The sequence below is a fragment of the Mycolicibacterium setense genome (genome assembly GCF_000805385.1).
Lineage (GTDB): Bacteria > Actinomycetota > Actinomycetes > Mycobacteriales > Mycobacteriaceae > Mycobacterium > Mycobacterium setense.
The window spans coordinates 686,471-706,326 of the sequence record NZ_JTJW01000010.1 but is presented as its reverse complement, the minus strand read 5'-3'; the positions used below and the strand labels follow the sequence as shown (position 1 = coordinate 706,326).

The following is a 19,856-nucleotide window of genomic DNA, read 5'->3' as shown; positions in this document are numbered from 1 at the left end:
TTGTGTCACGTGATCGGCGAAAAGGCCTGCATTAACTGGCCATTCGGCGACCCGGTTAGCTCGAGACGTCACTTTCGGTTTCGCGCTGCAGATCGCGCGGCGTCATCAGATTGATCGGGCGGGCCAGCTGGGTGGGCACGGTGCGGCCGCGCAGTTCGACGATCTCGCCGACGTCCCAACTGAGCGCCTCGGCGTCCAAGGCCCCACTGACCGCGATGGCGGAGGCCAGCACGTGGCCCTCCTCCAGCTTCGCGAGCTCGGTGAGCCGGGCGGCCTCGTTCACCGGGTCACCGATCACGGTGTACTCGAAACGGGCCTGGGCACCGATGTGGCCGGCGATCGCCCGTCCGGCCGATACGCCGATACCGAATTCGGTGTCGGTCCCCAGCACGCTGAGCAGCTCGTCGTGCAGTTCGCGGGACGCCGCCAGCGCGCCGCCCGACGCGTCGGGATGCTCGATGGGTGCGCCGAAGATGGCCAGCGCCGCGTCACCCTGGAACTTGTTGACGAACCCACCGTGACGGTTGACGGTGTCGACGATGACCCGGAAGAACTCGTTGAGCAGGTTCACCACGTCGGTGGCCGGGATGGTCGACGCCAGATGCGTCGACCCCACCAGGTCCACGAACAGCACCGCCACGTCGCGTTCCTGACCGCCCAGCTCGGTGCCGCGCTCCAGGGCGCGACGGGCCACATCCTCACCCACGTACCGGCCGAACAGGTCACGTAGCCGTTGCCGCTCGGCCAGCTCACGCACCATGTCGTTGAACCCGGCCTGCAGCAGGCCCAACTCGCTGGCGTCGTAGATCTGCATGTGCGCGTTGTAATTGCCACGCTGCACCTCGCCCAACGCCCAGCGCAGCTGGCGCAGCGGGTCGGCGATCGACATCGCCACCAGCACCGTGCCGCTCAGCCCGATCACCAGCGCCGCGATGGCGAGCAACAACAGCGGGGTGATCAGCCGATCGGCGGACGCGCTGAGGATCGAGAACTTGCTGGCCACCAAGGCCAACACGATGGCCAAGACAGGCACGCCCGTCGACAGCACCCAGGTCAGCACCTGGCGCAGAATCACCCCGGGAGCGCGAAAGTTCTCCGGCACCCCGCCGCGCAGCGCGGCCACCGCGACCGGCCGCAACACGCGCTCGGACTGCAGGTAACCGATGATCGCGGTCGCGGTCGCCCCCAGCGCGGTGGCGACCAGCACCACCGGAGCCGATTTGCTGGCCACCGGCCAACTGGCCACGATGAACACGATCGAGCCCAGGAACCAGTTCGTGACGCTGATCAGCGTGCGGTAGAAGGGCATCTTCAGCGCCCGCACCCGCGCCAGCTCGGTGATGCCGGGGTCGGACTTGGCCAGCAGGGTGTCGCGGCGCTGCCACCGGATCACCGGGATCAGCAGCCGCAGGGCCAGGTAGGCGCCGACGGTGAAGGACACGAACAGATAGCCCAGGAAGATCGCCAGGTTGGCCACCGGCAGATCCTGGAGCTGGATGCGGTCCTCGGGGGGCAGACCGAAGCGAAGGAAGCCCAGCACGAACAGCGCGCCGATGATGTCGGCCTGCAGCATGCCCAGCGTGAACACCGGCCACGGGGTACGCGCCACCCATCGCGCGAATGCACCGATTCGCGCGATCGGTATGGGCTCCGTGGTCACCTGTTCACCGTATCGGGCCACAGGGACGTTCAGCGCCTGCTGTGACGTGGTTGTGTCGGCTTGACCACTACTGTTGGGGACGATGAGCGGGGTCTTTTCGCGGCTGGTCGGCCAGCATGCGGTGGAACAGGAGCTGGTGGCGGCCGCCTTGGCGGCTCGGGGTGACACCCGTAGTGATTCGGGGCACAGCGCCACCAGTGTGGGCACCATGACACATGCCTGGCTGATCACGGGTCCGCCTGGATCGGGACGTTCGGTGGCGGCGCTGTGTTTCGCGGCGGCCCTGCAGTGCACGTCGGACGGCGTTCCCGGGTGCGGGGAGTGTCGCGCGTGCACGACGACGATGGCCGGCACCCATGCCGATGTGCGCCGCATCGTGCCCGAGGGGCTGTCCATCGCGGTCAAGGACATGCGCGAGATCGTCCAGATCGCGTCGCGCCGGCCAGGGACCGGACGCTGGCAGATCGTCGTGATCGAGGATGCCGACCGGCTCACCGAAGGTGCGGCCAACGCGCTGCTCAAGGTGGTGGAGGAGCCGCCACCGTCGACCGTGTTCCTGCTGTGCGCGCCGTCGGTGGATCCCGAGGACATCGCGATCACATTGCGCTCGCGGTGCCGGCACGTGGCGCTGACCACCCCGTCGGTGGACGCCATCGCCGACGTCTTGATCTCCGGAGACGGGCTGCCGGAGGCGGACGCCCGCTGGGCGGCGTCGGTCAGCGGCGGACATGTGGGCCGCGCCCGCCGGCTGGCGACCGATCCCGAGGCCAGGGACCGTCGCAAACGGGCGCTCGGGCTGGCCCGCGACGCAGCGACGCCGACGCGGGCGTACGCGGCCGCAGAGGAGATGGTGGCCGTCGCCGAGGCCGAGGCATTGGCGTTGACCGTCGGACGCAACGAGACCGAGACCGAGGAGCTCAAGACGGCTCTCGGTGCGGGTGGCACCGGAAAGGGCACCGCGGCGACGACCCGTGGCACCGCCGGAGCACTCAAGGACCTGGAGAGGCGGCAGAAATCCCGGCAGACCCGGGCGTCTCGTGATGCGTTGGACCGGGCCCTGATCGACCTGGCGACCTACTTCCGCGATGCGCTGTTGGTGTCGTCGGGCGCAGGCGGTGTCACGGCGAACCACCCGGACATGGCCGAGAAGGTCGAGGCCATGGCCACCCATGTGCCGGCCGACCGGCTGCTGCGCTGCATCGAAGCGGTGCTGGAATGCCGCGAAGCCTTGGCCGTCAACGTCAAGCCGAAGTTCGCGGTCGACGCCATGGTGGCGACGGTCGGTCAGGCTTTGCGCGGGTGACGTCCGGCGCGCAGGAGCCAGCGACTCGGGATCACTTTGGAGGCTCGGGCATGGCTGCCGTAGACTCGTGCCGCCCGGTTCGCCGAGCGCGCCACCCTAGCTCAGTCGGTAGAGCAATTCACTCGTAATGAATAGGTCAGGGGTTCGATTCCCCTGGGTGGCTCCATTTCTTTTTCTTCAGTTGACGTAGGTGTTCGTCAGGAACTCCTCGACCAGCGGAACCACTTCGTCAAGGTGGGTTTCCAGCAGCCAGTGCCCTCCGCCGAGCAGGTGGATCGGCGCGTCGGGCAGATCACGTAGATAGGCTCGGGCGGATTTCTCCGGCATGTAGCCGTCATGCGGCCCCCACACGATCAACGTCCGTGGCCGGTGCTCCCGCAGGTAGGTCTGTTCCTCCGCGAACCAGCCCAGCGTGGTGGGTTGGTCCTCCAACAGCCTGATCAGGTTGGCGACGCGTTGCGGTGTACACATCAGCGACCAGTGCAGCGTCCACAGGTCGGGGCTGATCCGGTCTGCGACCTCGTTTGGGAGTTCACCGCGGAACTCGGTCTCGAAACCCTGCAGGGTGACGTGTTGGGCGATCCTGCGCCGCGACTCGGGGCCGGGGTTGTTCCACGATTCCTTGAGGAAGTCGTACTTCGGACCGAAGGCGTCCTCGTAGATGTCACCGTTCTGGATGACCAGGCCCGCAACGCGTTCGGGCTCGGCGATGGCGAGCTGGAGCCCGAACTGAGATCCGTAGTCGTGCAACCAGATCACGTAGCGGTCGAGGTGCATGGTGTCGACGAAGGACTGGAGGAAACGGCTGTACGCGCTGAAGGTGTAGGCGAAGTCGTCGGGCGACGGGGTTGCGGTGTAACCGAATCCGGGTAGATCCGGCGCGATCAACCGCCATCGGTCGCCGAGACGCGCCATGAGGTTGCGGTAGACGTAGGACGAGGCCGGGTAGCCGTGGGGGAGCAGGAGCAACGGAGCGTCGACGGGGCCGGCGGCCCGGTAGAAGGTGTCGACACCGTCGACGGTGGTCCGATGATGGGTTACTGCGGTCACGAACCGTCGAGTACCCCTTTGGCCACTTTCATCGCGGTATTGGCGTTGGGGAATCCGGCGTAGCCGCTGGAGTGGTAGATGACCTCGGCGATCTCGTCCTCGGTGAGGCCGTTTCTCAGGCCGATCCTGACGTGCGACTCGAACTCGTCGGTGGCCCGCAGGGCGATCAGGATGCCCATGGTGACCAGGCTGCGGTCACGTCGGCTCAGCCCTTCGCGGCTCCACAGCCGACCGAAGACATTGTCGACCCCGATGGCCATCATCTCGTCGCCGAATGATCCGTCGGGCTCGACGACGTCTGCCGGCAGGTGCGGAACCATCTCCTGGAGGACTCGCAGGCCCTGTTCACGTACGTCTGTCATGCCTGCCAGCTTGGCACGGCCTCAGAATCGGTCGTCAGCCTCCAATGGAAATGGCGACAGGTGCGCTTCTTCTGGCGCTGAGGTCCGGCGCCACGTGGTGCGATCTGCTAGGCAGGTGTCCTGCCTTGTCTCAACTGGCACGCGCTCAGCGAACCAGGAATTGGCCACCGCCACTGGTCTTTTCGCCTTCGCACCGTTTGGTCCGCTGTCACCGATGGTTTCCCGCCTGAACTATTGGTTGGTCATATGGCCTTCGAGTTCGGTGTCGACCCAGGCCGTCATCGTTGTCCGCGCAGCGGCCTTCAGAGAATCGACGGCTAGCTTTCGGATGCAATCTGCATCGGAAAGCTGATGTCGTCGCGGGCGATGGTTCCGGGGTAACAAGGTGAGATTGCGTCCATCGTGGGTGGGAACGTTGTCGGTGAGGCGGACACGATCTGTAGGCGGTAGCCATCCGGGCCGTACCCGAACTGGTTGGGTTTCCGGAACTCATCGCGCTCGGTCACACTCCATCCCCAGCTGCGCCAGATGTCGCCGACCTTCCGCACTGTGGCGTTGTTGTCGGTCCCCGGGGGCGAGCGGAGCTCACCGATGGTGCTGAAATTTCTCGGTGCTGTGGGTGTGCTGTCATTGTCGTCGCAGTAGCCGGTCGAGCCGGCAGAGCCGTATCGTGTCGCATCCAGGACGGTGCCTGGTGGCAGAGCGTCGACAGTTCGTTTCAGGTACCTCAGAACGGTATCCTGGGCTTCTTGTTGCGATTGGGGCACAACGGTATTCACAGGTTGACCTCCGGTGGTGCAGGCGGTGGCGGCCAGGCAGAGCCCGGTCACGATGGCGACGAGAATTCTTGTTGTCATCGACGAATCTCCGGGGGTGCGAGTTGGGTTGGCGGGAGTCCAGCGATGACCGCACCCAGATTGTCCAGCGCCGGATTGCCTCGGTCCCAGTAGCTACTGTGTGCGGGAACAGAGGGCAAGTCGGGACCCCATGTGGGTCCTGGCGCTGCGGCGAGGCGGGTAGCGCCATATTCCGTTGCAAATGGGTCGGAGCCCAGCGTCATATCGGTGGCGAACTGAATCACGTCGTTCTCTGCCGTCATCGAGTAGACGTTTGCGTTGGGTTCGAGGTTGAGGTCGCTGGCATGTGGAGTCAGCATTCCGGGGCTGCCGACGGCGACCACGTTGTCTGCCGCGAGGTGGCCATCGCCGGTAGCGGCCCCACCGACCAGTGTTGACCCATAACTGTGGCCGATGACGGTATCGATTGCCGGCGGACCGTTGTGTGAGGCGTGCATTCCGTCCATGAACGTATCGAGTGCCGAACCACCGTTGGCGGCGTACTCCGGATCGGCGGCTTCGATCAGATCCATTGGTCGGTCGTAGCCCATCCAGGTGGTGACGGAGACATCGCCGGGCTTGAGATTGGGATCGGCAGCCAGTGCGGCTTGGTACATCTTGAGCGACTTGTTGTCGCTGCCATCGAAGGCCGCCATGTCCTGGCCGGTGCCAGGGACAAATATGGCTGACCGGGATGCGTTGTCAGGGTTGCCGATCGAGACCGATGCATGCCCTTGATCATCGAGAAAGCCGAGATAGCGCTGTGTCCCGTCGTTTTTGTCCAGGGTGGATTGCACGGCGTTGTAGCCGTCTAATGTGTGGCGACTTTCTCGTAGCGCCTCGGCAGCTGAGGCGAGTTCGCTGCCAGTGGCGGTGCTCTTGTCGCCCATGTACACCTTGCGCATGAGCTCATCCACTCGCGATTGCAGCTGGTTCACCTCCGCCTGCTTCAATTCTTGCAGTTCGGCAAGATGCTTGCTGTTGAAGTAGTTTTTCCCGGGATCCGTTTCATCGCCACCGAATGGCATCCCGGGATGGTTCCCGATCCTGTGGTCCTGCTCGTAGAGTCGGTTTCTTTCTTCGGGGCTGAGCTTCTCCCAGAACTCGCGGAACTCTTCGGGATCTTCCGGCACCCGCTGCGGGGGATCGGATGGATTCCCTTCACCCTCGAGGCCCGTCGGCGTTTTCTCGCCTGGCCCGAACTTCTGATTGGTCAGCCCGTCGTACTCGCCCTTGATCCCGGTGACTCGCGTACCGATCGCGAACATGTCCCTGTTGGCGTTCTGGACGGTGGTGTTGACCTGACTGATGCCTTGGTTGGCGATCGGGATCAGCTTGTTCTCGCGGTCCTGCGCGGTGGTCGCCGGTAGCGAGGCGACCATGCTGTCGACCCAGGACTTCGTGGCGCTCAGTTGATTGCGTCCGCTCGTCACCACATTGGCGGCGTTGGTGACCTCCGCGGCCATCTTCTTGTCGAGCTCGGCGAGCTTCGCGTAGACGCCGGCATGTTCTTGGTTCGCCGCGGCGTAGGCCTCCGACCCCGTGCCCTGCCAGCGGTCGTCCGGGGCGGCCGATTCGATCATGCCCTTCATGCGGAGCAACTGGGAGCTGCTGCCGTCGTAGTGGCTCCCGTCGCTCGGAGTGCCTTCGCCGAAAGTGGCCCGCGCTTTTGACCACGTCGAATAGAAGCCATCAAGCGCGCTCACAGAACGTCCCCCTCGACAGAATTCCGGCAGTACCCCTCAGTATCTCAGTGGTTTACCTACCTCGGTGCCAGGAATCCGACGGGCCCGGGAGAGATGCACACCGACAGCGCAGCGGTATTGGCGCGTACCGCGATCGACTGCCCGGCACCGGGCAGTCGGACGAAGACGCGGTTGAGCCCGGGCCGCACCGGGACCTTCACCTCGGGTCCTTCGGCCAGTGCCATGGTCAAGGAGCCGTCGCTGTTGGCGAGGTAGTTGATCTCGGCGGTCCAGTCAGCCGGCAACAGGGGCCCGTCGAGTGGCATGACGACGGGTTCGTCGGGTTGCACCAGGAATCCGCATTTGGGTGCCGGTCCCGGCACGAGGGTGCGCACCCAGGTCACCTTGGCGTCGACCAACTTCCCGGTCCGGTCGAACATTCGTAGATCGGTTGTGGCCGAGGCGAACTCGGGTCGCGGCCTGGCCAGGGCGAACATGTGGCTGGCCAGGTTCTCCGGACCGGCGACGCGCTGCAGGATCAGCGGGTCGACCTCTTGATCCAGTAGTGGTGCGGCCGTGGAGGTGGATGCCAACGACGCGCGGGCGTTGTTCAGGTAGGCGGGCACGGGATTGTCCTGCCACACCTTCAGGAAGGTGAAGGTCGAATACATGCTGCTGGCCACGAAAAGCACTGCCACACTGACACATACGGCACTGCGCGCTCGCGACGCCGAAAGTAGGCGGGAGGATTCCCGGTTCGGCGCACAGAATCCCACGGCCGCCAACAGCGCCAGCACCACCACCAGATCCGGCAGATAGCGAAGGGTCTGCGCCAGCTCCAATGCGGTGAACCGGGACGACCGCATGAGGTAGATCGGGATCTGGCAGGCCACCGCGTAGCCCAGTGCCACGATCAACACCGGCCAGATGCGAGTCTTGCGCGCCAGCACCACCGCGACGGCAACGGCAAGCGCGATCCAGCCCAGCACCATCACGGACAGTGGGGGCGTGGCCCACGGCGAGGCCGGCGCCCAGCGCTGCCACGACCACGGCCCGCCCACCAGCCCGGGCACGATGCCGTGGGTGAACGACCGGCTGAGCAGGTCCCAGGTCATGCCCAGATCGAAGCTCCACCGCTTCTGATCGACGACGACGAGGTACACGCCGATCCAGGCGACGGTCAGGGCCAGACACCCGACCCACAGCCGAAGACCGCGGTGCCACACCTCGCGCACGCCAAAGGTCCCTGTCACGTATCCCAGAAGCGCCACCACCGCGAACGCGACGAAGGGAATCACAGCGGCCTTCTCGAAGAACAACAGCCCGCCGAGAAACACCAGCACGCCCGTCACGGCGTGGCGCGATGACCCGGTCCGCACCAGGAGCACGGCTTCACCAACCACCCAGGCCAGCGCGGCCTGCATGGGGAGTGTGTTCAGCGCCGCGGCCCACCACGCGAAACCGGGTAGGGCCAAGGGCGTGAAAAGCGCAAAGGTCAGCGGGATCAGCAGGACCGGCCGCCAGCCGAGGATCACCCACAGGGCGCGCAGCAATGCCAGTGAGGCCAGCAGCTGCATCACTACCAGGCTCACCGCGGCCAGCACCCAGGAGAACGGCGCCAGGCGGGTGACCGCGCCGGACACCAGGAACGCCGCGGGCATCACGTGCCCGTCGTGATCGTCGAACAGGAAGGACGCGGACAGCAGATCCTGGGTTCCGGCCCGGCCGATCAGGATCAGATCGTCCCAGTAGAAATAGCCGCCGAACGCGAGTATCGCCCGGACCGCCAGATGCAGCGCGATCAGCGCAGCGGCTGTGCGGGCGACCTTGTTCACTCTTGCCGACTGTACGGATACAGCGGGGCCGGGCCTGCCGTCGGTATGGTGAGCCGGTGCGAACACTGGTGACAGGAGCGGCAGGTTTCATCGGATCGACGCTGGTCGACCGGCTGCTGGCAGACGGGCACAGCGTCGTCGGGCTCGATGACCTGAGCTCGGGGCGGGCGGAGAACCTCAGCAGCGCCGAGAACAATGACAACTTCGAGTTCGTCAAGGCCGACATCGTCGACGCGGATCTGCTGGGGCTGCTCAAGGATGCCCAGCCTGAGGTGATCTTTCACCTGGCCGCCCAGATCTCGGTGAAGCGGTCGGTGGACGACCCGCAACTGGACTCGACGGTGAATGTGGTGGGCGTGGTCCGATTGGCCGAGGCGGCCCGTCAGTCCGGCGTGCGCAAGGTGGTGCACACCTCGTCGGGTGGTTCGGTGTACGGGACCCCGCCGTCGTACCCGACGGGTGAGGACGTCCCGACGAACCCGGCCTCTCCGTATGCGGCGAGCAAGGTGGCCGGCGAGGTGTACTTCAACATGTTCCGCAATCTGTACAACCTGGATTGCTCGCACATCGCGCCGGCCAATGTCTACGGTCCGCGGCAGGATCCGCACGGTGAGGCCGGAGTGGTGGCGATCTTCGCCCAGGCGTTGCTGGCCGGGCGGCCCACCAAGATCTTCGGGGACGGCAGCGACACCCGCGATTATGTGTACGTCGACGACGTGGTGGACGCGTTCGTCAAGGCTTCCGGGTCCGCCGGGGGTGGCCAGCGGTTCAACGTCGGTACCGGGGTCGAGACCTCAACCCGCGAAATGCACACCGCGATCGCCTTGGCGGTCGGGGCCGCAGACGAACCGGAGATGCACCCGCCGCGGCTCGGTGACCTGCGTCGTTCCCAGCTGGACATCAGCCGGGCCCGGGATGTGCTGGGCTGGCGACCGCAGGTGGATTTGGCCGCGGGCATTCCCAAGACGGTCGAATACTTCCGGAGTAATTCTCGCTAAAAGATTGTGAGTACTCACTTTCTCATCTAGCGTTGCGCCATGTCCTACGACGTGATCGTCCGCAACGGCCTGTGGTTCGACGGCACCGGCGCCCCGCCCCAAGTCCGATCGCTGGGGATCCGCGACGGGGTGGTGGCCACGGTTTCGGCCACCCCGCTCGACGAAACCGACTGTCCGGACGTCATCAACGCGGGCGGAAAGTGGGTGCTGCCCGGCTTCGTCGACGTCCACACGCACTACGACGCCGAGGTCCTGCTGGATCCGGGCCTGCGCGAGTCGGTGCGCCACGGCGTGACCACTGTGCTGCTGGGCATGTGCTCGTTGTCCACCGTCTACGCCGACACCGAGGACGCCGCCGACCTGTTCAGCCGCGTCGAGGCGGTCCCACGCCAGTACGTGCTGGGCGCCCTGCAGCAGCACCGCAAGTGGACGAGCCCGGCGGAGTACATCGACGCCATCGACGAGCTGCCCCTCGGCCCGAATATCGCTTCGCTGCTCGGACATTCGGATCTGCGCGCCTCGGTGCTGGGGCTGGACCGGGCCACCACCCGCGGGGTCACTCCGACCGACGCCGAACTGGAAGCCATGGCGGCCCGCCTCGACGAGGCCCTCACTGCGGGCATGCTCGGCCTGTCCGGGATGGACGCGGCCATCGACAAGCTCGACGGTGACCGGTTCCGGTCACGCGCACTGCCCTCGACGTTCGCGACCTGGCGTGAGCGCCGGCGCCTGATCAAGGTGCTGCGCAAGCGCGGACGGATGCTGCAGAGCGCGCCGAATGTGGCGAAAGTCCATGAGGCACTGAACTTCTTCCTGGAGAGCAGCGGCTGGTTCGGCCGCCGCCGGGACGTCCGGATGAGCCTGCTGGTCTCGGCCGACGCCAAGTCCTCGCCCGGTGCGGTGCGTGTGCTGGGGCCGGGCGTCCGGCTGCTCAACCGCATCCTCGGAGCCAAGGTGCGCTTCCAGCATCTGCCGGTACCGTTCGAATTGTATTCGGACGGAATCGATCTGCCGGTGTTCGAAGAATTCGGTGCGGGCACCGCGGCCCTGCATCTCAAGGATCAGTTCGAGCGCAACAAGTTGCTCGCCGATCCCGAGTACCGCCGCCGGTTCCGCAAGTCGTTCGACCGCCGCGTGCTCGGACCCACCCTGTGGCACCGCGACTTCCACGACGCCACCATCGTCGAATGCCCCGACAGGGCCCTGATCGGCAAGAGCTTCGGGCAGATCGCCGACGAGCGTGGCATCCACCCGCTCGACGCGTTTTTGGACGTCCTGGTCGACAACGGTGAGCGCAATGTCCGCTGGACCACCATCGTCGCCAACGACCGGCCCAAGTATCTGGACAAGCTGGCCACGGAACCCTCGGTCCACATGGGTTTCTCGGATGCCGGTGCGCACCTGCGCAATATGGCGTTCTACAACTACCCGGTGAAGCTGCTCAAGCGGGTGCGCGACGCGCAGCTGGCGGGCAGGCAGTTCATGACGACCGAGCACGCCGTGCACCGGCTGACCGCCGAGGTGGCCGACTGGTTCGGCGTCCCTGCCGGCACGCTGCGTGAAGGCGACCGGGCCGATTTCGTCGTGATCGATCCGGCCGGGCTCAACGACTCGGTGGAGGCTTATCACGAGGAGCCGGTGGCGTTCTACGGCGGACTGAGCCGCATGGTCAACCGCAGCGACGACGCCGTCGTGGCGACGGCTGTCAACGGTGCCGTGGTGTTCCGCGACGGCGAATTCCGCGACGGCTATGGCGAGTCGGTGAAATCGGGCCGCTACCTGCGGGCCGGTGCCGAGCACCGGGACCGCACTCCGGTCTGAGATGGCCAGAACCCAACAGCAGCGACGTGAGGAGACCGTCGCACGGCTGCTCGACGCGGGCATCGACACCATCATCGAGGTCGGCTACGCGCGGGCGTCGGCGGCTGTGATCGCCCGGCGCGCCAACGTATCCGACGGCGCGCTGTTCCGGCACTTCCCGACCATGAGCGACTTCATGGCGGCCACCGCACAGGAAGTGGCGCGGCGTCAGCTGGAGTTGGGCGCCAAGCTCATCGCGGAGATCGCCGCCGAGCAGCCGGCGCTGCCTGCGGTGCTGACGATCCTGCGGGACATCGCGGGCAGCGACACCAACACCGTGTGGCACGAGCTGCTGATGGCGGCCCGCACCGACGAGAAGCTTCGCGGCCCGCTGCAGACGGTGCTGGTCGAGTACATCGACAACATCCACGAAGCCGCCAAGAGCACGCCCGGGATCGAACAGATCCCGGAGGATTCGCTGACCGTGGTGCTGGCGATCCTGCTCAACACCTTCGACGGCGCCGCCATGGTGCGGCGGGTACTGCCGCTGCCAGAGTTGGAAGACGCCCGGATCGCGGCGCTGGCGGCGCTGCTCAGCCGCTAGACGTCTTCCGGGCTCCGCACGTTCTGCAATGCCACTGCCCGGGCCAGCCTGGCGTAGCGCAACTCGATGTCCTTGAGGCGCAGGTACGTCGAGAGCGTGACGAATACGAACGCGATGATGAGCATGTATTCCATCAGGTCCGTACCGCGGTCCACCCCAAGCCAATTGGCCACCACGGTGGTGTCGTCGGGACGCAGGATCGCGTAGATGCCCGCTGCCACGAACAGCACGAAACCGACCTTGACCCACGCCTTGGACCGCGCGCTGCGTCGTGACCCGAGCAGATACGCCAACAGCACCAGCACTGCGATGATCAGCAGTGCCTGAATCCAGTTCATCGGGACAGCCTCCTGCGTAAGAGCCCGTCGAAGAGGATGTTGACGCCGTTGAGCAGCGGCTGCCCCTTCGACTTCGAGTAGTCGGTGTAGAGGATCTCGACCGGCTCCTCGGCCACGCGCCAACGGCTTTCGTACGCCAATGAGATGAACTCACCGGCGTGGCTCATACCGTTCATGGTGAGGTCGAGTTCGTCGGCCACCTTTTTGTTGAACACCCTCAGGCCGTTGTGCGCATCGGTGAGCCCGAGTGCGCGGCTCTGCGGGCTCAGGAATGCCGCGGCGCGCAGGATGATCCGCTTGAGCGGCGGGGTGTGAGTCACGGCGTGCGCATCGGGGTTGGCGAATCGCGTGCCCACCACGAGATCGGCGCCGTCGGTGTCCAGCCGGTCGATCATTCGCATGACGTCCTTGACCTGATGCTGGCCGTCGGCATCGAAGGTGGCGAACACCCGGGCGTCGGGACGTGCCCGCGCGTATTCGACGCCGGTCTGGATCGCCGCGCCTTGGCCGAGATTCACCGGATGCGGGACGACGTAGGCGCCGGCCTGCAACGCGAGCTCGGCGGTGCCGTCGCGGCTGCCGTCGTCGACACAGACCACGTTAGGAAAAACCGAGCGCACGTCAGAGATGACGTCGCCGATGATGCTCGCCTCGTTGAAGGCGGGGATGATGATCCAAACGTCCTGAAAGCGCATGTCGATGGGCACCAAACTACACTCCGGCCTGATGTCGCGGCCGGAGCCGCTCCGTTTCACTCAAGGGTCGCACGCGCCAGCGCGCCGAGGTGAACCGCGATGCCCACCAGCGGTCCGCACAGCAGCGCGACGATGGTGCGGGCCTCCAATCCCAGCGGCAGCAACAGCAGCGCCACCGCCGCGACCGTGGCCATGATCCAGCCCAGCGCGTAGGCCCGGTGCAGCGCGGCGGCGACGGTGGCGGCTCCCGTCAGGGTGAGCATCGCGATGGCGACGGCGCCCGCCGTCAGCCAGGCCAGCAGTGGACCCCCTGCTCGGTACTCGTCACCGAACCCGACCCGCAGCAGCCAGGGGCCGAGCAGTCCGGCCGCGGCCACACCCACTGCCCCCAGACCGGCCACCGCGGCGGCCGGGGCCAGCAGTGCGCGTAGCCGTTTGTCGCGTTGGTCGACGAAGTGGGCGATCAGATTGCCCTGCATCGCGGTGAGCGGAACCAGCAGCGGGGCGCGGGTCAGCGTGACGGCCAGGATCACCACACCGCCGGCCGCGCCCAGATCACCCGACGTGGCCTTGAGTAGCACGGGGAATCCCATCACCAGGATCGCGCTGGCGCCGGCCGCGGCGATCGAGTGCGCGGCCCCGCGCAGGAACGTCACGGGGCTGCCCGCGGTGAGCAGGCCGGCGGCCATCCGCGCCGCGGGTGCGGCGATCAGCATGATCAGCCACGCGACGGCTCCGGCCACGGTGGCCCACAGGAATCCGGCCAACCCCCAGCCGAGCGCGAACGTCGCTGCCGCCACCGCCACCCGGATCCCGGCGTCGGTGACCATGAGGGCCCCGTACTCCGTCCAGCGGTTCACCCCGGCGAGCATGCCGAGCAAGGTGGCGTGCAGGCAGAATCCGGCCAGCCCGACGCTGAGCAGCACCACGCTCAGCGCCCGGGACTCGGCGAAGACGTGCGTGCTCCACAGCGGTGAACTGGCCGCGATCAGCACGGCCGCGACGATGCCGACCAGGGCCGCGATCCGCATCGGGTGGGTGGTGGGCCGGCCGCTGAGATCAAGGCGTTGAGACGAGCGCACCTCACGGGTGGCCTCCTGCAGCAGACCGTTGGCGGCCCCCGTCACCAAACCGAACGCACCCCAGAACACGCTGAACACCGAGAAGCCGGCGGGCTCCAGGTCGCGCGCGGCCAGGTACAACACGGCATATCCGCACAGTGCGCTGATCGCCGTGGCCAGGCCGACGCGGGCGACACTGCTGCGCGTGATGGGGCCTGTGGCCGATGAGCCGCTTGCGCGAAGAGCATCGAACCCGGGGGCGCCGCCGCCGTCGGTCACAGGTCCGGCAGCTCTTTCGAATAGAGCCAGGCCTGCCACAGGGGTTGCAGTGGCTCGTCGGTGTAGCCGGCGGCCAGCCCGGTGAAATCGTCGGTGAACGCTGTGCTGTGCCGGTACCGTGCCGTCCAATCCCGCAGCAGCGCAAAGAAGTTGCGGTCACCGATCAGAGTGCGCAGCGCATGGAGGGTCAGTGCGCCGCGCTTGTAGACGCGGTCGTCGAACATGTCCTCGGGGCCGGGGTCGGACAACAGGAGGTCCTGGGGCTTGTCCCGCAAGCGGTCGTAATAATGCCGGGCCCACTCCGCTGCGCTGTGCCCGCCGCTGTGCTCGGACCACAGCCACTCCGCGTAGCAGGCGAATCCTTCGTGCAGCCAGATGTCGCGCCAGCGCCGCGCCGTCACCGAGTTGCCGAACCACTGGTGGGCCAGCTCGTGGGCGATGAGGCGTTCGGCACCGCGGTGTCCGTCGCAGTGGTTGGCCCCGAAGATCGAGATGCCCTGGGCTTCCAGCGGAATCTCGAGATCGTCGTCGGTGACCACCACGGTGTAGCCGCTGGCCAACGGATACGGGCCGAACAGCTTGATGAACAACTTCATCATCTGCTGTTGGTGCTCGAAGTCGTGGTCGAACTCGCGGCGCAACCGGGCGGGCAGGACGGCGTGCATCGGTACCGGCGCCTTTGTCAGTCGCTGGCGCTCGTACTGGCCGATCTGCAGGGTGATCAGGTAGCTCGACGTCGGTTCGGCCTGCTCGTAGGTCCACACGGTGTGCCCGGCGCGCGCCTTGCGGGAAATCAGTTCACCGTTGGCCAGGGCATAGTAGGGACTGTCGGTGCTGATCTGGATCCGGTAGCTGGCCTTCGAGCTGGGATGGTCGTCGCACGGGAACCACGAGGCCGCGCCGTTGGGCTGGCCGGCGACCAGAGCGCCGTTCGAGAGTTCCTCGAAACCGACGTCGCCCCAATAGGATTCGATGGGGCGCGGGGTTCCGTTGTAGCGGACGACGACGGTCATCGCCGCCCCGGACGGCAACGCCGAGGACAGGGTGATCGACAGCTTCCCGCTCGAACATCGGTACTGGGCCGGCCGCCGTCCGTTCACCGAAACGCGCGACACCGCAAGGGCGTCGGACAGGTCGAGGGTGAAGCTGCGCAGCGCGGCCAGGGTGACCGCGGTGATGGTCGCTGTCCCGGCAAGTCGGTTGATGGCCACCTTGTACTCGAGGTCGAGTTCGTAGCGCGAGACCCGGTACCCGAAATTGCCGTTGCGTGGCAGATACGGGTCGATCACGGGCGGGGGTGCCAACTTTTTCGCAGCCTTCTTGGATCGGGTCACGCGGCCGGGTTTTCTGTTTTCTTGGCGGCCTTGTCAGCGCTCTTGTCGCCGGCCTTGTCGGCGGAACGCTTCTTGCCGAACATGTTCCACGGCGCGATCGGGTTGCCCTGCCAGCGCGTCGACGGCGGTACCTCGTCGCCGCGCATCACCAGCGAGCCGGGACCGACCGTGGCGCCGGCACCCAGCCGCGCCGCCGGTAGCGCCACGCAATGGGGCCCCAGCGTCGACCCCTCTTCGAGGACGACGCTGTCCAGTCGCATGATGCGGTCGTGGAACAGGTGTGTCTGCACGACGCAGCCGCGGTTGACGGTGGCGGCGGTCTCGAGTGCCACCAGATCGGCTTCGGGCAGCCAGTAGGTTTCACACCACACGCCGCGGCCGATCGTCGCGCCCAGCCCGCGCAGCCACAGGTTCATCACCGGGGTGCCACTGGCGGCCCGGGCGAACCACGGTGCGGCGACGGTCTCGACGAAGGTGTCCGACACCTCGTTGCGCCACACGAACGACGACCACAGCGGATGTTCGACGGCTCGAATCCGGCCGACCACCAACCACTTCGCGATCACCGCGGTGCTCCCGGCCACCACGCCGGCGACCAGCAGCACCACACCTCCGGACAGTGCGGCCCAGAGGAAACCGAACCGCATCGTCATGGCCTGCAGCGCACCCAGCACGGCGATACCGATCGCGAACGTGACGATCACCGGGATCAGGCGGCACGTCTCGACAGCCGCGCGCATGATCTTGAGCCGGGGCGAAGGATGGAACGTGCGCATTGCATCGGCGGCGGTGGCGTTGCGGCGCAACCGAACCGGTGGGCTGCCCAGCCACGACGAGCCGGCCTTGGCCTTGTGCGGGGTGGCCGAGAGCACGGCCACCAGACCGTCGTCGGGGACCTTGCGGCCTGGTTGGGTGATGCCCGAGTTGCCCAGGAAGGCGCGCTTGCCGATGGTGGCCTTGGCGACGTGGATCCAGCCGCCACCCAGTTCATACGAGGCCACCATGGTGTCGTCGGCCAGGAACGCGCCGTCCTGCACCTCGGTGAACTTCGGGGTGAACAGGGCCGTCGAGATCTCGGTGTCCTTGCCCACCTTCGCACCGAGCAGCCGCAGCCACCACGGGGTGAGCAGGCTGGCGTAGATCGGGAACAGGTAGTTGCGGGCCGCGTCCATCAGGCGCTCGGTGGTCCACAACTGCCAGCCCACCCGGCTGCGCACCGGGTGGTACCCCTCCGAGAGTCGCACGGAGAGAATGCGCACCCCGATCACCGTCAGCGCGGCGTAGGTCACCATTGCGACGACCGCTGCGGCCGGGGTCCAGGCCAGCGCGGGCACCAGGGCTTCGGCCGGCGAGGCGGTGCCGTGCACGGCCCAGATGATCACCGCCAGGCCTGCGGCCAGTGCGAGCAACGGCAGACCGGCGAGCAGCAGTGAGGACACCCCGTACACGGCGACCCACAGCGGGGCGCGGCCCGGCCGGTGATCGGGCCACGGGTGGCGGGCCTTGCCCGATTTCACGGCGGGGGAGCCCTTCCAGAATTGGCCGTTCTTGACCTTGCCGATCACGGCCGATCCGGGGGCGACGTCGGCGTTCTTGCCGACCGTCGCCCCGGGAAGCAGTGTGGTGCGGGCGCCGATCGTGGCGTCGTTGCCGATCGACACCGGCCCGACGTGGAACAGATCGCCGTCGATCCAGTGCCCCGTGAGGTCCACCTCGGGCTCGACCGAGGCACGGTGGCCGATCTTGAGCATGCCGGTCACCGGCGGAGGCGAGTGCATGTCGACGCCCTTGCCGACACTGTTGCCCAGCGCGCGGGCGTAATAGACCATCCACGGCGCACCGGCCAGGTTCTCGGCGCCGCTGGCGTCCGCGAGCCGCTCGGCGATCCACACCCGCAGGTGAACCAGGCCGCCACGCCGGTACGTGCCGGGCTCCAGGCCGGACAGCAGCATGCGCGCGAACAGCACCGCGATGCCCATGCGGCCCAGCGGGGTGACGAACAACAGGAACCCGGCGAGCACCCACCACCAGCTGAGCGGATGCGCCCACGACACGACCCCCGTCACGGCGGCCACGTTGTTCAGCAGCGCCAGCCAGACCACCCATTGCATGCCGGTGAGGGTGGCCAACGGCAACGACAACGCGACCTGTGCGGCCTGGGTGGCCAGCGGTGTCGGTTTGACCTCGCGGTTCTGGATCTGCGGCGGCGGCTTGAGTTCGTCGAGATAGCCGGCCAGTGAGCCGAGCCGGGGATGGTCGTAGAGGTCGGCGACGGTCACCAGCGGGTAGCGCCGGCGCAACGCGGCCACGAGTTGCGCGGCGGACAGGGAACCGCCGCCCAGCGCGATGAAGTCGGCCTCGGGCCCGTCGACGGGGGTGCCGAGCACGTCGCGCCACAAGCCGGCGAGCCAGCCCATGGTGCCGTCGAGTTCGGGGACATCCTGTTCGGTGTTGCCCGGCGGTGGCCACGGCAGCGCGTTGCGGTCGACCTTGCCGGAGGTGCGGGTCGGCAGTTCGTCGAGCAGCACCAGCCGGGGAACCAGGGCTGCCGGCAGCGACTCGGACAGCGCGGTCCGGGCGGCGGCCAGGTCGAAGGACGGGTCCGTGCTGGCGATATAGCCGACCAGCAGCGGGGTGCCGCTTGCGGTTTTGCGCACCGCCGCCGCGCCCCCACTGACACCGGGCAGGTTCACCAATGCGGTGTCCACCTCACCGAGCTCGATGCGGCGGCCGCCGACCTTGACCTGATCGTCGGCGCGGCCCTGGAAGTACAGGCCGTCGGCCTCCAGCCGCACCAGGTCGCCGCTGCGGTAGGCCCGGCTCCAGCCCAGCGTCGGCATCGGGGCGTACTTCTCGGCGTCCTTTTCGGGGTCGAGGTAGCGGGCCAGCCCCACGCCGCCGATCACCAGCTCGCCGACCTCACCGATCGCGACCGGCAGGCCTTCACCGTTCACCACCGCAAGGTCCCAGCCGGCCAACGGCAGACCGATACTGACCGGGCCCTGCCCGTCGAGCTGCGCCGCGCACGCCACGACGGTCGCCTCGGTGGGGCCGTAGGTGTTCCACACCTCCCGGCCGTCCACGGCCAGGCGCGCCGCGAGTTCGGGTGGGCAGGCCTCGCCGCCGAAGATCAACAGCCGCACCGCTTCGAGTGCCTCGGCCGGCCACAGCGCCGCCAGCGTCGGCACGGTGGACACCACGGTGATGTCGCGGCTCACCAGCCACGGGCCCAGGTCCATGCCACTGCGCACCAGTGACCGCGGGGCGGGCACCAGACAGGCGCCGTGCCGCCAGGCCAGCCACATCTCCTCGCACGACGCGTCGAAGGCCACCGACAGTCCGGCCAGCACCCGGTCGCCGGGCCCGATCGGATTGTCCTGCAAGAACATCCGCGCTTCGGCGTCGACGAACGCCGCGGCGCTGCGGTGGGTGACGGCAACACCTTTCGGGGTGCCCGTCGAGCCCGAGGTGAAGATGATCCAGGCGTCGTCCCGCCCCAGCGGTGCCGCGGCCCGCCAGCCGCGCGACGACCCGGGCCCGCGGACCAGGCCGGCCTCGGTGATCACGCCCACCACGTTGGCCTCGCCGAACACCAGCTCGGCCCGTTCGTCGGGGTCGTCGGCGTCGACCGGTACGTAGGCGGCCCCGCAGGCCAGCACCGACAGGATCGCCACGTACAGGGCGTAGCTCCCCGACGGCATCCGGATCCCCAGCTTGTCGCCGCGGCCGATACCGCGCGCCGCGAGCCAGGCCACGCTGTCGGCCACGTCGGTGATCAGCTCGGAGTACGTGAGCTGGACGGTGCCGTCGTCGAGGGCGGGCGCATCGGGAAACCGCCTGGCCGTGTCGTGCAGGATGTCGACGAGCGTGCGTGGTTCGGGGGCCAGTGGGGATAGCACGTACTGAGGTGGAATCTCGTGGTCACTGGCGGCGGCTGTCACGCATACAAACTACTAAGTCCCCGACGTCGCGGCCCAGTGGCGCACGGCGGGTCGGTCCGGCGTGCCGCCGCGATT

14 protein-coding genes and 1 tRNA gene are annotated in these 19,856 nt (G+C 67.3%); 5 read left to right on the top strand and 10 right to left on the bottom strand.

What is annotated here, in order from left to right; translation table 11 throughout:
- Positions 1 to 55 precede the first annotated feature (55 nt).
- Positions 56 to 1,660, bottom strand: a complete 1,605-nt coding sequence (locus tag QQ25_RS28540) for an adenylate/guanylate cyclase domain-containing protein (RefSeq protein ID WP_039326987.1) — start codon at positions 1,658 to 1,660, stop codon at positions 56 to 58.
- A gap of 82 nt (positions 1,661 to 1,742) precedes the next feature.
- Here QQ25_RS28540 and QQ25_RS28535 point away from each other — a divergent pair, with 82 nt between their 5' ends.
- Positions 1,743 to 2,963, top strand: a complete 1,221-nt coding sequence (locus QQ25_RS28535; protein WP_039325784.1) for a DNA polymerase III subunit delta' — start codon at positions 1,743 to 1,745, stop codon at positions 2,961 to 2,963.
- A 90-nt stretch (positions 2,964 to 3,053) separates the two neighbouring features.
- Positions 3,054 to 3,129 (top strand) — tRNA-Thr (locus QQ25_RS28530).
- Between the two features lie 11 nt (positions 3,130 to 3,140).
- Here the strand turns inward: QQ25_RS28530 and QQ25_RS28525 are convergent.
- From QQ25_RS28525 to QQ25_RS28505, 4 genes are all read right to left on the bottom strand, one after another.
- A complete protein-coding gene (locus QQ25_RS28525) occupies positions 3,141 to 4,013 on the bottom strand; it encodes an alpha/beta fold hydrolase (RefSeq protein ID WP_039382416.1) in 873 nt (290 codons plus the stop codon).
- Complete coding sequence (locus tag QQ25_RS28520) at positions 4,010 to 4,375, bottom strand: carboxymuconolactone decarboxylase family protein (RefSeq protein ID WP_039325782.1); 366 nt, start codon at positions 4,373 to 4,375, stop codon at positions 4,010 to 4,012. The genes QQ25_RS28525 and QQ25_RS28520 overlap by 4 nt, the downstream gene beginning before the upstream one ends.
- Before the next feature lie 853 nt (positions 4,376 to 5,228).
- Positions 5,229 to 6,917 (bottom strand): alpha/beta hydrolase, encoded by a 1,689-nt coding sequence (locus QQ25_RS31025; protein WP_101906433.1) that lies wholly within the window; start codon positions 6,915 to 6,917, stop codon positions 5,229 to 5,231.
- 56 nt (positions 6,918 to 6,973) lie between these two features.
- Positions 6,974 to 8,731 (bottom strand): hypothetical protein, encoded by a 1,758-nt coding sequence (locus QQ25_RS28505; protein ID WP_039382414.1) that lies wholly within the window; start codon positions 8,729 to 8,731, stop codon positions 6,974 to 6,976.
- 56 nt (positions 8,732 to 8,787) lie between these two features.
- Here QQ25_RS28505 and QQ25_RS28500 point away from each other — a divergent pair, with 56 nt between their 5' ends.
- Genes QQ25_RS28500 through QQ25_RS28490 form a run of 3 tightly spaced genes read left to right on the top strand, consistent with a single transcriptional unit; the run spans position 8,788 to position 12,133 of the window.
- Positions 8,788 to 9,729: a GDP-mannose 4,6-dehydratase gene (locus QQ25_RS28500; RefSeq protein ID WP_039382412.1), complete on the top strand. Its 942-nt coding sequence runs from the start codon at positions 8,788 to 8,790 to the stop codon at positions 9,727 to 9,729.
- 39 nt (positions 9,730 to 9,768) lie between these two features.
- Positions 9,769 to 11,550, top strand: coding sequence for an N-acyl-D-amino-acid deacylase family protein (locus QQ25_RS28495; protein ID WP_039325776.1), 1,782 nt, complete (start codon positions 9,769 to 9,771; stop codon positions 11,548 to 11,550).
- 1 nt (position 11,551) lies between these two features.
- Positions 11,552 to 12,133, top strand: a complete 582-nt coding sequence (locus QQ25_RS28490) for a TetR/AcrR family transcriptional regulator (protein ID WP_039326982.1) — start codon at positions 11,552 to 11,554, stop codon at positions 12,131 to 12,133.
- Here the strand turns inward: QQ25_RS28490 and QQ25_RS28485 are convergent.
- From QQ25_RS28485 to QQ25_RS28465, 5 genes are read right to left on the bottom strand one after another with little or no spacing between them, the layout of a single operon-like run.
- Entirely contained in the window at positions 12,130 to 12,471 is a 342-nt protein-coding gene (locus QQ25_RS28485; RefSeq protein WP_039325774.1) for a DUF2304 domain-containing protein, read from the bottom strand. The two genes, QQ25_RS28490 and QQ25_RS28485, sit on opposite strands and share 4 nt — an antisense overlap.
- Complete coding sequence (locus tag QQ25_RS28480; RefSeq protein ID WP_039325771.1) at positions 12,468 to 13,166, bottom strand: polyprenyl-phospho-N-acetylgalactosaminyl synthase PpgS; 699 nt, start codon at positions 13,164 to 13,166, stop codon at positions 12,468 to 12,470. The genes QQ25_RS28485 and QQ25_RS28480 overlap by 4 nt, the downstream gene beginning before the upstream one ends.
- A gap of 56 nt (positions 13,167 to 13,222) precedes the next feature.
- Positions 13,223 to 14,506 carry an MATE family efflux transporter gene (locus QQ25_RS28475; protein ID WP_052236125.1) on the bottom strand — a complete coding sequence of 428 codons (1,284 nt, stop codon included), beginning with the start codon at positions 14,504 to 14,506 and terminating at the stop codon, positions 13,223 to 13,225.
- Positions 14,503 to 15,840, bottom strand: coding sequence for a M1 family metallopeptidase (locus QQ25_RS28470; RefSeq protein WP_039382411.1), 1,338 nt, complete (start codon positions 15,838 to 15,840; stop codon positions 14,503 to 14,505). Before QQ25_RS28470 ends, QQ25_RS28475 begins: the two co-directional genes overlap by 4 nt.
- Positions 15,837 to 19,781, bottom strand: a complete 3,945-nt coding sequence (locus QQ25_RS28465) for a Pls/PosA family non-ribosomal peptide synthetase (RefSeq protein WP_039325767.1) — start codon at positions 19,779 to 19,781, stop codon at positions 15,837 to 15,839. Before QQ25_RS28465 ends, QQ25_RS28470 begins: the two co-directional genes overlap by 4 nt.
- Positions 19,782 to 19,856: the final 75 nt, after the last annotated feature.